The organism is Burkholderia sp. IDO3 (genome assembly GCF_003366075.1).
Classification (GTDB): domain Bacteria; phylum Pseudomonadota; class Gammaproteobacteria; order Burkholderiales; family Burkholderiaceae; genus Burkholderia; species Burkholderia anthina.
This window is the reverse complement of record NZ_CP028964.1, coordinates 819,432-832,291: the sequence shown is the minus strand read 5'-3', so window position 1 is coordinate 832,291 and position 12,860 is coordinate 819,432. Positions and strand designations below refer to the sequence as shown.

At 62.3% G+C, this 12,860-nt stretch carries 13 protein-coding genes; 12 read left to right on the top strand and 1 reads right to left on the bottom strand.

Features of this window, described 5'->3' with window-relative positions; all coding sequences use genetic code 11:
* Positions 1-50 precede the first annotated feature (50 nt).
* The 5 genes from DCN14_RS35480 (at position 51) to DCN14_RS35455 (ending at position 5,090) form a co-directional block, all read left to right on the top strand.
* On the top strand, positions 51-1,034 hold the full coding sequence (locus DCN14_RS35480; protein WP_096504776.1) for a LysR family transcriptional regulator: 984 nt from the start codon (positions 51-53) through the stop codon (positions 1,032-1,034).
* Between the two features lie 16 nt (positions 1,035-1,050).
* A complete protein-coding gene (locus DCN14_RS35475) occupies positions 1,051-2,439 on the top strand; it encodes an aspartate ammonia-lyase (RefSeq protein WP_205212618.1) in 1,389 nt (462 codons plus the stop codon).
* Between the two features lie 88 nt (positions 2,440-2,527).
* A complete protein-coding gene (locus tag DCN14_RS35470) occupies positions 2,528-3,031 on the top strand; it encodes a prolyl-tRNA synthetase associated domain-containing protein (RefSeq protein ID WP_162826285.1) in 504 nt (167 codons plus the stop codon).
* A 506-nt stretch (positions 3,032-3,537) separates the two neighbouring features.
* Positions 3,538-4,941, top strand: coding sequence for an OFA family MFS transporter (locus DCN14_RS35460; protein WP_096504770.1), 1,404 nt, complete (start codon positions 3,538-3,540; stop codon positions 4,939-4,941).
* A gap of 17 nt (positions 4,942-4,958) precedes the next feature.
* A complete protein-coding gene (locus DCN14_RS35455) occupies positions 4,959-5,090 on the top strand; it encodes an oxalate:formate antiporter (protein ID WP_096504768.1) in 132 nt (43 codons plus the stop codon).
* A gap of 125 nt (positions 5,091-5,215) precedes the next feature.
* Here the strand turns inward: DCN14_RS35455 and DCN14_RS35450 are convergent, their stop codons facing one another.
* Complete coding sequence (locus tag DCN14_RS35450) at positions 5,216-6,073, bottom strand: alpha/beta hydrolase (RefSeq protein ID WP_096504766.1); 858 nt, start codon at positions 6,071-6,073, stop codon at positions 5,216-5,218.
* Positions 6,074-6,199: 126 nt separating this feature from the next.
* On the opposite strand from DCN14_RS35450, the gene DCN14_RS35445 reads away from it, so the two are divergent.
* The 7 genes from DCN14_RS35445 to DCN14_RS35415 all read left to right on the top strand — a co-directional run bounded on the left by DCN14_RS35445 (position 6,200) and on the right by DCN14_RS35415 (position 12,834).
* The gene (locus tag DCN14_RS35445) at positions 6,200-6,988 is read left to right on the top strand and encodes a helix-turn-helix transcriptional regulator (protein ID WP_096504764.1); all 789 of its coding nucleotides are present in this window, start codon (positions 6,200-6,202) and stop codon (positions 6,986-6,988) included.
* Between the two features lie 135 nt (positions 6,989-7,123).
* The gene (locus tag DCN14_RS35440) at positions 7,124-7,588 is read left to right on the top strand and encodes a RidA family protein (RefSeq protein ID WP_096504762.1); all 465 of its coding nucleotides are present in this window, start codon (positions 7,124-7,126) and stop codon (positions 7,586-7,588) included.
* A gap of 228 nt (positions 7,589-7,816) precedes the next feature.
* Positions 7,817-8,428, top strand: coding sequence for a pyridoxamine 5'-phosphate oxidase family protein (locus DCN14_RS35435; RefSeq protein ID WP_203368133.1), 612 nt, complete (start codon positions 7,817-7,819; stop codon positions 8,426-8,428).
* Between the two features lie 151 nt (positions 8,429-8,579).
* Positions 8,580-9,950, top strand: a complete 1,371-nt coding sequence (locus tag DCN14_RS35430) for an MFS transporter (RefSeq protein WP_096504760.1) — start codon at positions 8,580-8,582, stop codon at positions 9,948-9,950.
* A 272-nt stretch (positions 9,951-10,222) separates the two neighbouring features.
* Complete coding sequence (locus DCN14_RS35425; protein WP_143331675.1) at positions 10,223-11,488, top strand: styrene monooxygenase/indole monooxygenase family protein; 1,266 nt, start codon at positions 10,223-10,225, stop codon at positions 11,486-11,488.
* On the top strand, positions 11,478-12,020 hold the full coding sequence (locus DCN14_RS35420; RefSeq protein WP_096504756.1) for a flavin reductase family protein: 543 nt from the start codon (positions 11,478-11,480) through the stop codon (positions 12,018-12,020). Before DCN14_RS35425 ends, DCN14_RS35420 begins: the two co-directional genes overlap by 11 nt.
* A 1-nt stretch (position 12,021) precedes the next feature.
* The gene (locus DCN14_RS35415) at positions 12,022-12,834 is read left to right on the top strand and encodes an SDR family oxidoreductase (RefSeq protein WP_096504754.1); all 813 of its coding nucleotides are present in this window, start codon (positions 12,022-12,024) and stop codon (positions 12,832-12,834) included.
* Positions 12,835-12,860 lie beyond the last annotated feature (26 nt).

The window sequence follows — 12,860 nt, the reverse complement described above, 5'->3', positions numbered from 1 at the left end:
ACACACCGGATACCGAAACGCAGGCAAGAATGCTCACATCAGGACACGACATGCCATCGAACAAACCCATCGACATGCACGCCGTCCAGGTTTTCGTTGCTGTCGCGGAGGAGGGCAGCATGTCCGCCGCGGCCGCGCGAATGGGCATATCCCAGTCCGGCGTATCGCAAATCATCCGGCAGCTCGAAGACGAACTGGGCGTCGTGCTCGTGAACCGCACGACGCGCCCGATGGCATTGACGCCGTTCGGCATCGCGCTGAAAAACCGCGGCGCGGTGCTGAGCGAAGAGATCGCCAACCTCAAGGCGCAAGTCATCGAAGCCGGTCGCGGCATCAAGCCCGACTTGCGCATCGGGCTGGTCGACTCGTTCGCTTCGACGTGCGGCTCGGTTTTCACGAAAAAGCTGCTGGGCAAGGTATCGCAACTGTCGATCCGGACCGGGTTGAGCCCGCAACAGGGTGAAGCGTTGCTCCGGCGCGATCTCGACCTGATCGTCACGAGCGACCCGCTGATGGATGCCAATGACGTCGTCCGGTATCGGCTGTTCTCGGAGCGCTACTGCGTGATCACGCCGAAGGGCCTCGGACTGCCGGTGAAAAGCATCGACGACCTGCGTGCGCTGATCAACAGCTTGCCGATCGTGCGCTTCAACCGCACATCGCAGGTCGGCATGCAGATCGAACGCTATCTGCGTCGCGTCGAGATTCGCGCGCCTGCCAGGCTCGAACTGGACAACGCGGACGCATTGACGTCGATGGTCGCGGAAGGGATCGGCTGGGCCATTACGTCGCCGATGTGCCTGCTGCAAGGTGTCACGCATGCCGGCAACGTCACGGCGCACGTTGTCGATGCATTGGGCCTCGAGCGTTCGCTGTATCTCGTCGCCCGCCGCGACGAATACAACGTGTTCTTCGAAGACGCGTGCGATACCGCGCGCGATGTGATCGAAACCTCGTTCCTGCCGAGATTGATGGCACTCGGCGGGGGCATCGAAAAACTCATTACCGTTGGTGGAAGGAATTCCTATGAATAAGCTTGCCCAGGACGCGATGCGCGTCGAACGCGACTACGTTGGCGAAGTCGCCATTCCCGGCGACAAACTGTACGGCGTGAATACGGTTCGCGGCGTCGAAAACCTCGCGGTTTCCCCGTTGAACATCGCGTATTACGCGGCGTTTCGCAACGCCTTCGCGCAGGTCAAATGGGCTGCCGCATTGGCGAATCGCGACAACGCAGTCATCACGCGCGAGCAATGCGACGCCATCGTTGCGGCTTGCAAGGAAGTCATCGAAGGCCAGTGCGACGACTCGCTGGTGGTCGACCTGATGGAAGGTTCCGGCGGCACGTCGACCAACATGAATTTCAACGAGGTCATCGCGAATCGTGCGCAGCAGATCCTCGGACACGTGGCGGGCAGTTATGAGGTCGTTCACCCGAACGATCACGTCAACCGGTCGCAATCGACGAACGATGTATATCCCGCCGCACTGAAAATCGCCACGCACGCGATGCTCGGCCAGCTCGTCGACGAAGTCTCGCAGCTTGCGGCCCTGTTCGATGCCAAGGCCGTGGAATTCGCGGATATCCTGCATCTGGGCAGGACTTGTCTTCAGGATGCCCAACCGATGCGCCTCGGTCAGCTCTTTGGCGGCTATGCATCGCTGACCGAACGTCTTGCGGAGGAACTGGCCGCAGTGCGCGACAAGTTGCTCACGCTGCCGCTGGGCGGCACTGCGATCGGAACCGGCTTCGGTGCGCCAGCGGGCTACCGCGCAGTCGTGTACGCGCACCTCCAGCGCATCACCGGCGTGGCCTATCAGGCGCCGTCGAACCCGTTCGACGCGATGCAGAACATGGACGTGTTCTCGCGCGTGTCCGCCGAACTGCGTACCTGCGCGGTGTCGCTGGCGAAGATAGCTTCCGATCTGACCGTCCTCTCGTCGGGGCCGGTCGGCGGGCTCGGCGAGCTGACGCTGCCGGAGGCGCAGGCGGGTTCGTCCATCATGCCGGGCAAGGTCAACCCGGTCCTGCCGATGGCGATGATCCAGTTGAGCTTCGCCGTGGTCGGCAATGACGTCGCCGTTGCCCAGGCGGTGCAGTACGGCGAACTGGAAATCAATCATTTCGAGCCGGTTGTGGCGTCGCGCGTGTTCGACAGCATCGCGCTGCTCACCAACGGAATTCGGCGTTTCGGCGAAAAATGCGTGAAAGGCATCGCGGCCGACGCAGCGCGCAACGAAAAGCATCTGCTGGAGTCGATGGCCGTCGCCACGGCGCTCGTTCCCAGAGTTGGCTATGCTCGCGTGAGCAAGCTCGCGCGGCAATCCGTGGCGGAGGGGCGGTCGCTTGTCGCCATTCTGGACGAGTCCGGATTGCTGTCTCCGGACGACACGCTCGAGGCGATCCGCCAGGCGTCGTATCCGGTGTTCGACGCCTGATCCGTTTTACGGTTATCGCGCGCGGGCCGGCCCCGGATGGCTTCCGGGGCCATTCTTTTTTCGGATCAAGATGGAGGTGGACGCATCCATGTCAGGAAAGAACAAGGTGCTGAGTTTCCTTGAAGCACGAAAGATACCGTTCGAGTGCGAAGAGCACGACGCGGTGCTCAACATGGCGGAGTCCGGGCTGTTGAGCCTTTCCGTGGTGGGCGCGCGCTGCAAAAACCTGCTGCTGCAGGACAAGAAGGGGCATGACTTCCTCGTCGTGACGACCGCGGCCAAAGCGCTCGATTTGGTCGCACTCTCGGAAACGCTCGGTAGCAAACGGCTGTCGTTCGTTTCGGCGGACCGGCTCTTCGAACTGCTGGGCATTCGAACGGGCTCGTTGAGTCCGCTCGCGCTGGTCAATGACGAAGCCAGACAGGTGCGACTCGTCATCGACGAGGAACTGGCCAGCGAAGACGCGTTCCTGTTTCATCCGCTCGACAATAGCGCGAGCGTGTCGCTGACCCGGAGTGCGCTGGACACTTTTCTCGCGAGTGTCGATCATCCGGCAGACTGGTTGCCGCTCACGGCAAGACAGCCGGATTGAGGGCTTGCGGATTCGACGGGCGAGCGACACATCGTTCCGTGTTTTATCCGGATTGGGGAATACACGGATGGCTCGCAGTCGCGTCAGGGTGTGCGGCGCTTTGCTGAAGTCGGTCGGGTGTGCGCGCTGGCGAGAGCCGAGCGTAATTTAGAGGAACGAATCGGTAGCGATTGCGCGACGGTTGCTTTTCTGCCCGGTACGCCCGGACGGCGCTCTGATCGGCACCGGGCGGACCGGGCAGGGTTTCCGGGCGGATCCGGACCGGTGTCTTCGCGTGCCGCGTCGTGTATAGGATAAAAAATAACATATTGAATATGCGCTTCTCATGCACTAATTTCTCCAGAGCCGATACCAAAGCGGCCAGCGGATCGACCTGACGCGCGATTGAATATGATCAAGCGTTGCATATAGGGCGGTGCTCCCGCCAGACAAGCAACGACAGCGCCCGGATCGACACGCCGATATAGAAAACGGATCGCCCACGATCCCCAACGGAGACAGCACTGATGAGCAGCGTTATCGATCCAGGCGCCCGCGCTGGCGCCGCGCCGTTTTTCTCGAAGGAAGCCACCATCGCGCAACCCGGCTTTTCGCGATGGATGGTGCCGCCCGCCGCGCTGGCCGTGCATCTGTGTATCGGCCAGGCCTATGCGTTCTCGGTATTCAACGCGCCGCTCACGAAGGTGATCGGCATCACCGAATCCGCGCCTGACGACTGGTCGCTGACGACGCTCGGCTGGATCTTCTCGCTCGCGATCTTCTTCCTCGGCTTGTCCGCCGCGTTCGCCGGCAAGTGGCTCGAGCGCGTCGGTCCGCGCCGCACGATGTTTACGGCCGCGTGTTGCTTCGGCGGCGGTTTCCTGATTTCCGCGCTCGGCGTGAAGACCCACCAGATCATGCTGCTGTACATCGGCTACGGCGTGGTCGGCGGCATCGGGCTCGGGCTGGGCTATGTGTCGCCGGTGTCGACGCTGATTCGCTGGTTCCCCGATCGTCGCGGGATGGCGACCGGGATGGCGATCATGGGCTTCGGCGGCGGCGCGATGATCGCCGCGCCGCTGTCGGTCGCGCTGATGAATCACTTCAAGAGCGCGACGAGTGTCGGCGTGGCCGAAACGTTCATCGTGCTCGGCATCGCGTACTTCATCTCGATGTCGATCGGCGCACTCGCGATTCGCGTGCCGCCGGCCGGCTGGAAACCGGCGGGCTGGACGCCGCCCGCGGTGACGAAGCACAAGATGATCACGTCGAATCACGTGCACATCGACGAAGCGCTGAAGACGCCGCAGTTCTACCTGATCTGGCTCGTGCTGTTCCTCAACGTGACTGCCGGGATCGGCATCATCGGGCAGGCATCGGTGATGATCCAGGAGAGCTTCAAGGGTGCTGTGAGCGCCGCGGCCGCGGCGGGGTTCGTCGGGCTGCTGTCGCTGTTCAACATGGGCGGGCGTTTCGTGTGGGCGTCAGCGTCCGACTGGGTCGGACGCAAGAATACGTACTTCATCTTCTTCGTGTTCGGTGCGGTGCTGTATTTCTGCGCGCCGCTTTTTGCGTCGTCCGGGCAGATCGCGCTGTTCGTGCTCACGTTCTGTCTGATTCTGTCGATGTATGGCGGCGGGTTTTCGACGGTGCCGGCGTATCTTGCGGACATGTTCGGGACTGCTTATGTCGGCGGTATTCACGGGCGGTTGCTGACCGCGTGGGCCGCGGCCGGTATCGCGGGGCCCGTGCTCGTGAACTACATCCGTGCGTATGAAGTCGCGCATGGCGTCGTGAAGGCCGACGCGTACACGATGACGGTGCACATCATGGCGTCGCTGCTCGTGGTTGGTTTCATCTGCAACCTGTTCGTCACGCGCGTGAACGAGCGCCATCATATGACCGACGCGCAGCTCGACGCCGGCAAGTAATCAAGGAGACGCGAAAAATGAACGAGACGGTTGCTTCCGGTCAGCAGACCAACAAGGCGGTGCTCGCGGTGTTCTGGCTCTACGTGCTGATTCCGCTTGCGTGGGGTGTCGTGAATACGCTGACGACGGCGATGAAGTTGTTTGAGTGATGGGGAGGGGCGCGCGCCCGGGCGGGGGCGCGCGTGACGAGGCTGGCGCTGGCGAGCGCCTCAGGTGCGACCGGATACGGACCACGCAACGTACCGTTTCGTGACCGCATCGCGATCCATGGCGATCAACGCCGGAGGATCATGTCGATGACGGCCTGCGACAGCGCACCACCCACTTCACCGAGGCGATCAACGGCATCGAAATGATGCCCGTCGCGTTGGCGCACGATTTGTACGTCGAGGCCATGATTGTTGAGGCGTGTCTGGTACTCGGCCTGCAACCGATGAAACTCGTCGGATTCGTCTCCGCCGACGCTGAGGATGAACGGCAGGGTTGGCGATGGCAGATGGAACTTCGGGCTGAAATCGGCCACCTCTTGCTCATCGAGCCTGACGGCCTCGTTGAGATAGCACAGTCGAATGGGCTCCAGATCGTAAAGGCCGCTGAGTGCACAGGCGCCTTTCACGACGTCCTCGGGGAGATCGCGGCTCGTCCAGTCGGTGCCGGCCAGGATTGCGGTCAAATGGCCGCCCGCCGAGCTACCCGAAACATAAATGGAATCCCGGTCGAACCCGAGATCACGCGCGTTCCGGTAAAGATATGCGAGCGCCTGGATGTTGTCCTGCACGATATCGCCCATGCGCACTGACGGCGCGAGTCGGTAATTCACGATGGCCACGTTGATGTTCGCAAGCAGGTACGGCAACGCCACCGTGCTGAAGTCGGACTTGTCGAGGGATTGCCAATAGCCGCCGTGGATGAAGATGAGGACCGGACGTCCTTTGTCCTTCGCAGGAAAAAAATCAAGCGTTTGTTTTTCGTCGGAACCATAACGAACATTTTCGTTTGCCGCATACTGACAGCGGAACGCTGCGCTCGTTCTCGACCAGCGATCGAAAATGTCCAGATGGTCCGGAATTCCTGCGCGAACGTTGTATTGCAGATCCAATTCCTGTTGATCAAACGAACGGTAAACCGGCATTCTGTACCTCGTCGAAGTGCGTTGAAGGAGCAAGCGAACATTCGGGCGTCCGCGTCACTCCGTAAATTACCGGCGCGGGTTATGGCTTGCCCGCGCGCAAGTGACAACACCGATCGAGGACACGCCATGTTCGGCAAGAGCGAAGACCGGGACGACTACCAACTCATCGCGCGGGCGGTGGGAGGGATGGCCCGAGATCTACCAGACAGATTCTTCATCGACTATCACGAACACCGTCGCGGCCAGTTGATCTATGCGTATGCGGGGTCCATCCTCGTCACCGCGGAGGGAGGATCGTGGATCGTCCCGCCGCAGCGCGCGGTTTGGGTGCCGCCTCAGGTACGCCATTGCATGCAGGCTGTCGGACGCATCGAAATGCGCACGCTCTACTTCGCCCCGGATCGCACGCCACTCGCTTCAAACGCATGTTGCGTCGTCTCGGTCTCGCCGCTGCTGCGCGAGTTGATTGCCGCCGTCGTCAAGATGCCGGTCGACTACGACGAAAGCGGGCGGGATGGACGCGTGGTCGGATTGCTGTTTGATGAAATCAAGCCACTGCAAATCGAATCGCTTCATCTTCCGATGCCGACCGACGCTCGTATCGCACGCATATGTCGCTGGATCATCGCAAATCCGGCCGAGGAGACGTCGGTCGCGTCCTGGAGCAAGGTAGCCGGCGCGAGTGAGCGTACGATCATCAGGCTGTTCCCCGAAGAAACGGGCATGACTTTCACGCGCTGGAGGCAGCAGGCCCGTTTGCTTGCTGCCGTGCAAATGCTTGCCAACGGCCGCCCCGTTACCGAGATCGCCGCGGAGCTCGGCTACGACAGCCCAAGCGCGTTCAGCGCAATGTTCCGCAAGGCGCTGGGCAGCAGCCCGACGGAATACTTTCGTGCGACGGACGGCGACCAATAGGGACGCGATACCTTGTCGTCCGTCGCCAGATTGGCGTGAACGCGACGAATCCCGGCACCGGCGCGAGCGCCAGCCATGCCCGAGGTGTTCATAGTGACCGTGAATGCCGCATGTGCGGCCAACACAGGAGCTGTGATGTCTATCTACGATCGCGTTCGCGAGGCCGGCATAACCCTTCCGGCACTCGCCATTCCCACCGCCGCTTTTCGTCCTTATGTCCTCTATGGCAATCAACTGATTGTCTCGGGACAGTTGCCCGTACGTGACGGAAAGGCCATTTTCGTCGGCAACGTGCCCGATTCAGTGTCGGTTTCCGACGCTCAAGACGCGGCGCGGCTTTGCGTGATCAACATCCTGGCCTGGGCGCATCACGCGACGAACGGGGATTTGAACCGGATCAGGAAGGTATTGCGACTCGGCGGGTTTGTCTCGACATCCAGCGGTTTCGCCGATGCCCCGGCCGTGATCAATGCCGCGTCCGAGCTGGTGACGCAGCTCTTCGGCGAGCGTGGCTCGCACGCGAGAATTGCAATTGGCGTGGCGAGTCTTCCCTTCAATGCGCCGGTCGAAGTCGAGGCCGCGTTTGCGCTGGAGGAATGAACATGGAGGGGAGTCCGGGATAGCCGGACGTATTGGTCAGACCGCCGTACGGCGACGATGGAAAAGCCGGGATCGTCGCTATCCATGCGATCGATGTGCACCGCGGATTCACTCGGCTTATGCGGGCGCCGTCGGGCGCATTTCATCCGGGCAGGCTTCCGTGCATCGGCTCCGGATGAACGCCGTCGTATCCGGACATTTCATTCACTTCTTCGCTCATACACTGACATGATTCCCACCTACTTGCGCGCAGAGATGCGGCGTACCGATCTCGCATGGACGGACTGGCCCGCCATCGAAAATTTTCTGAAGGACGAACTAATCTGCCGCGTCGCCGTACATGACGAGCCCTATCCGTATATCACGGCCCAAAGCTTTACCTTCGTCGGCGACGCGCTACTGATTCATTGTTCGCGGTTTGGAAAATTTGCCCGGGCGATTGAGGCCAATCCGCACCTGACTATCGAAATCGATCGCCCGGTGGCACTTCTCAAGGCGCCCAAAGGGCAAAACACCAGCCTGGAGTATTACAGCGTCATCGCACGCTGCCGTGCGCATACCACCTATCTGACGGAGGGCGTGATCAAGCACCAGAACCAGGCACTCGACAAATTTCGGCCGGAGAAGGACTACACCCCGATCGAGGACGGTGCGGCCAGCCAGATCGTCGCGATCCGGTGTGTGATCGACGAGATGACGGCCAAGAAGCGGATTCTTGCCGACGGCCAATATTCTCCGCCGGGCCAACCCCGGGCGCCCTATCTCCGGTACCCGTTCGCCGCAGGCGCGGCTGTTTCCGGTTTGCCATCCGAAGCATTCGACAAGGATCGCTTCAAGTAGCCGAACAACCCGTTCCAAGTTGGCGTCGACGCGATACTCGGCGACATCTTCACGTGAGTCGTGGGTCTTTTGGAGTTCGATAGTGAGCGCGTCGACACCGTCAAGGCGGTGTCGACACTTTTCAATCGACCCAAGGAAACTGGAGACACGTATGAAGATGACCGGATTGGAAGTGGGCGGCGCAAATGCGGCAAGCCGGCTGGAGCGGCTGCCCGTTTGTGGCTACCACCGCATGCTGTTCTTAGTCATCGCGCTGGCGTTCTTCTTCGACAACGTCGACCTTGCCACCATGACGTTTGTGCTCGGTTCCATCAAGAACGAGTTCGGTCTGAGCAGCGCGGAGGCAGGCATGCTGGGCAGCGCGAGCTTTGCAGGGATGGCGGCAGGCGCATTGTGCTCGGGCGCAGCCGCGGACCGGTTCGGACGCAAACCGGTGTTTCAGGTCAGCATGATCGTGTGGGGCATCGGCAGCTTGCTCTGCGCCAGCGCCACGAATGCGACGTCCTTGGGCATCTTCCGGCTGGTACTCGGCATCGGAATGGGGATGGAGCTTCCGCTCGCCCAGACGCTGCTGTCCGAGTTCATCCCGGCCAGGTCGCGGGGCCGCTATCTCGCGATGATGGACGGAAACTGGCCGCTTGCATTCATCTCCGCCGGCTTGCTCTCGTACTTCGTATTGGATGCATACGGCTGGAGAACCCTGTTTCTGATCGAAGCGATCCCGGCAATATTTCTGTTTGTGGTCCGGCGGTATGTTCCCGAGTCGCCCCGTTGGCTTGAATCGCGGGGGCGTTATCTGGAAGCAGGCGAAATCGTCGACCGGATCGAGCGCTCGGTGATGTCGCGTCTGGGTTTGCCGGCACTGCCCGAGGCACTGCCGATGGTGGCCGAAGTGCGTAACGAACAGGGGATCAGGGTACTGTGGTCGCGGGGTTATCGACAAAGGACCTTGACGATCGGCTCGCTTTGGTTCTTCGCACTCCTCGGTTTCTATGGATTGAACACCTGGCTTGGCGCACTGCTTCAGCAATCCGGGCTCGCGGTGACGAGGTCCGTTCTTTTCACGATCTACATCTCGCTTGGCGGGGTACCCGGATTTCTCTGGGCGGCATGGGCGGTTGAACGATGGGGGCGCAAGACAACCTGCGTCATCACCTTGGTGGGTGCCGCTGTCATGATCTTCGCGTTCGGTCGCATTTCGCACGTCGGTCTCCAACAGTCCGTACTGGTGGCGGTTGGCGCACTGATGCAGTTCTTCGCCTTCGGCATGTGGGCTGTCCTGTATACCTATACGCCCGAGTTGTATCCTTCGAGAGCAAGGGCTTCCGGCTGCGGCTTCGCCTCGTTCGCTGGACGAATTGGCGCGCTGGCCGGACCGACGATAGTCGGTCTGATTCTTCCTGCCTGGAAGTACGACGGCGTGTTCGTCTTCGGTGCGGCCTGCTTCGTCGTGGCTGCGCTGGTCGTGATGTTCTTCGGGATCGAAACTCGCGGGAGCACGCTGGAAGAAGTGTCCGGTTAGCCGCTCAAGCGGCAAGCAGCGGAGCCGAACGCAGGCGAGCAGCCGCAGCAAAGCGACGACCGAGAGATAAAAAGGGTTGCCGGGCCAGAGCCGGTTCGCTCCGGGAGACCAGCACGGCGCTCGAACTGCCAACCCGGGCAACGGGACGGCTACTGCCCCCCCGCGCCGTCGCATAAGTGCTTCCATCTACGTTCGTAAGTAGCCGAGCGAATTTACCGACCCTGTTCAGCCTCCTACGCTACGCATAACCCCAACAAACAGGAGGCGTGAACGTGAGAAAGATCGGAATCGTAGGAGGCGGGCAGGCCGGGTTTCATCTGGCATTCGGTTTGCTCGACCGCGGGCATGAGGTCACGGTGTATACGGACCGCACGCCGGATCAACTGCTGGCGGGCAAGATCCCGAGCACCGCGTTTCTGTTCAACGAAACGCTGGACTGGGAGCGCCGCCTCGGCCTGAATTTCTGGGAGGACGTCGCACCTGCCGGCGAGGGGATGCTCGTCGATTTTCGGGAACCGTCCGGCGCAAGCGTGATGACGGTCAAGGGGCGGTTGCACGACCGGTCGGGGCAGGCGATCGACCAGCGCACGAAATTTGCGCGCTGGACCCAGGAATTCGAACGGCGCGGCGGCACCCTCGTGTTTCGAGCAGTCGATATCGACGAGCTGGACGATATCGCCGGCGCCAACGACCTGACATTGATCGCGTCCGGCAAGGGCGCGATCAATGCGCTGTTCGCGCGCGACGCCGCGCGCAGCGCGCACGACAAGCCGCCGCGCAATCTTGCGGCGATGCTGCTCAAGGGGCCGCAGATCGTCGGCGATCGTCCGTGGCCGAAGGCCGACTTCCGGCCGCTGCGGTTCAATTTCATCTTCGGTGTCGGCGAATTCTTCTCGCTGCCGTTCTATTCGCATGCTGTCGGCGAATGCCGGAGCTTTCTGTTCGAAGCGCGTCCGGGTGGCGACATGGATCGCTTCCAGGCCGCGACGGACGGCAACGAACTGCTCGAAATCGCCCGCGGCGTGCTGCGCGACTTCGCGCCGGAGGACGCCAGCCTGCTCGACGATGCGCAGTTGACCGATCCGAACGCGTGGCTCAAGGGCGCGTTCACGCCGACCGTGCGCCATCCGGTCGGCCGCCTCGCATCCGGGCGCATCGTGATGGGCGTCGGCGACACGGTATGCCTGAATGATCCGATTGCCGGTCAGGGGGCGAACAATGCATCGCGGATGGCGGATCATCTGATGAAAGCGATCGACGTGCACGGTCGCGAACCGTTCGACGCCGACTGGATGCAGCAGACCTTCGACACGTTCTGGGACGAGTCGGCCCGCTATACGACGGCCTTCACGAATGCGCTGCTCGAACCGCCGGGCGACGCGGTGATGCACGTGTTGCGCGCGGCGTCGACCCAGCGGGCGGTGGCGGATGACTTCGTGCGCTGCTTCCAGCGCCCGCGCGAGTTCTGGCCGTGGATCGCCGATTTGCCCGAGGCACAGCGCTTCGTCGCGGAGCGGGTGGCATGCGATGCGGCATGACCACGACATCGTCGAGCACGCGTGGCACCATCATCACGAGATTCCGCAGGCGCCAGGCGATTTCCGGCGCGCGCTCGGCTGCTTCGCGACGGGCGTGACGGTCGTCACGACGGTGGACGGAGACGGCCGCCGGATCGGCCTGACCGCGAACTCGTTTTCGTCGGTATCGATCGATCCGCCGCTGATCCTGTGGAGTCTGGCGCGCCGCTCGCCGAGCCTGAGCGCGTTCGAGCATTGCCGCTTCTTTGCGGTCAACGTGCTGGCCGGCTCGCAGCAGGCGATCTGCACACGCTTCGCAACGCCGATCGACGATCGCTTTTCCGGCGTCGATACGGTCGACGGGCAGGGCGGCGTGCCGCTGATCTCGGGCGCGCTCGCGCAGTTCGAATGCGAGAACGAGATCGTGCACGCGGGCGGCGACCACGCGATCTTCATCGGGCGCGTCAATCGCTTCCGCTGGCGTGAGCAGGTGCCGCTGGTGTTCTGCATGGGCGCGTTGCGCGAACTGGACACGAACCGACAGGAACGCTGACATGAATCCATCGACAGTCTGGGGCATCGAAGGAAAAACCGCGATCGTCACGGGCGGCGCGACATTGATCGGCGCGGCGGTCGCGCGCGCACTCGGTAACGCCGGTGCGAACGTCGCCGTGGCAGACATCGACGTCGCGCGTGGTCGCGCGCTGGCCGATTCGCTGGGCGCGCGCGCGGCGTTCATCGAGACCGATCTCGCCGACGATGCGGCCATTCGCGGATGCGTGCACGCGACGCATGCGCGGTTCGGGCGGATCGACATGCTGGTCAATGTCGCGTGCGCGTATGTCGACGATGCGCTGTCGTCGACGCGCGCGCAATGGCATGCGGCGTTCGACGTCAACGTGATCGGCGCGTGCCTGCTGTTGCAGGCTGCGCATCCGTTCATGTGCGAGGCGGGCGGCGGTGCGGTCGTGAACTTCGGTTCGACGAGCGCGTCCGCGGCGCAGGCAGGCCGCTGGCTGTATCCCGCCAGCAAGGCGGCGATCCTGCAACTGACGCGCAGCCAGGCGCTGGATCTGGCGCGCGACAATATCCGCGTGAATGCGGTGTCGCCGGGATGGACGTGGTCCGGTGTGCTCGACGCGATATCGGGCGGTGACAAGCACCGGACCAACGCGGTCGCGCGGAAATTCCACATGCTTGGCCGCATCGGAGAGCCGGAGGAGGTTGCCGACGCGGTGCTGTTCCTCGTCTCCGACAAGGCGTCGTTCATCACCGGTGCGAATCTGGCCGTCGACGGCGGCTATTCGGCGATGGGCCCCGAGCAGGGTTTGTCGCCGATCGGCGAACTGATGACGCCGGCCATCTGAACGGAAAGGGCGTCGGTCGGCGGTAT

What these genes read in the sequence shown, in the direction of transcription:
- DCN14_RS35480 (WP_096504776.1), top strand. Translation starts at nt 51, where the DNA reads ATGCCATCGAACAAACCCATCGACATGCACGCCGTCCAGGTTTTCGTT.
- DCN14_RS35475 (WP_205212618.1), top strand. Translation starts at nt 1,051, where the DNA reads ATGCGCGTCGAACGCGACTACGTTGGCGAAGTCGCCATTCCCGGCGAC.
- DCN14_RS35470 (WP_162826285.1), top strand. Translation starts at nt 2,528, where the DNA reads ATGTCAGGAAAGAACAAGGTGCTGAGTTTCCTTGAAGCACGAAAGATA.
- DCN14_RS35460 (WP_096504770.1), top strand. Translation starts at nt 3,538, where the DNA reads ATGAGCAGCGTTATCGATCCAGGCGCCCGCGCTGGCGCCGCGCCGTTT.
- DCN14_RS35455 (WP_096504768.1), top strand. Translation starts at nt 4,959, where the DNA reads ATGAACGAGACGGTTGCTTCCGGTCAGCAGACCAACAAGGCGGTGCTC.
- DCN14_RS35450 (WP_096504766.1), bottom strand. Translation starts at nt 6,073, where the DNA reads ATGCCGGTTTACCGTTCGTTTGATCAACAGGAATTGGATCTGCAATAC.
- DCN14_RS35445 (WP_096504764.1), top strand. Translation starts at nt 6,200, where the DNA reads ATGTTCGGCAAGAGCGAAGACCGGGACGACTACCAACTCATCGCGCGG.
- DCN14_RS35440 (WP_096504762.1), top strand. Translation starts at nt 7,124, where the DNA reads ATGTCTATCTACGATCGCGTTCGCGAGGCCGGCATAACCCTTCCGGCA.
- DCN14_RS35435 (WP_203368133.1), top strand. Translation starts at nt 7,817, where the DNA reads ATGATTCCCACCTACTTGCGCGCAGAGATGCGGCGTACCGATCTCGCA.
- DCN14_RS35430 (WP_096504760.1), top strand. Translation starts at nt 8,580, where the DNA reads ATGAAGATGACCGGATTGGAAGTGGGCGGCGCAAATGCGGCAAGCCGG.
- DCN14_RS35420 (WP_096504756.1), top strand. Translation starts at nt 11,478, where the DNA reads ATGCGGCATGACCACGACATCGTCGAGCACGCGTGGCACCATCATCAC.
- DCN14_RS35415 (WP_096504754.1), top strand. Translation starts at nt 12,022, where the DNA reads ATGAATCCATCGACAGTCTGGGGCATCGAAGGAAAAACCGCGATCGTC.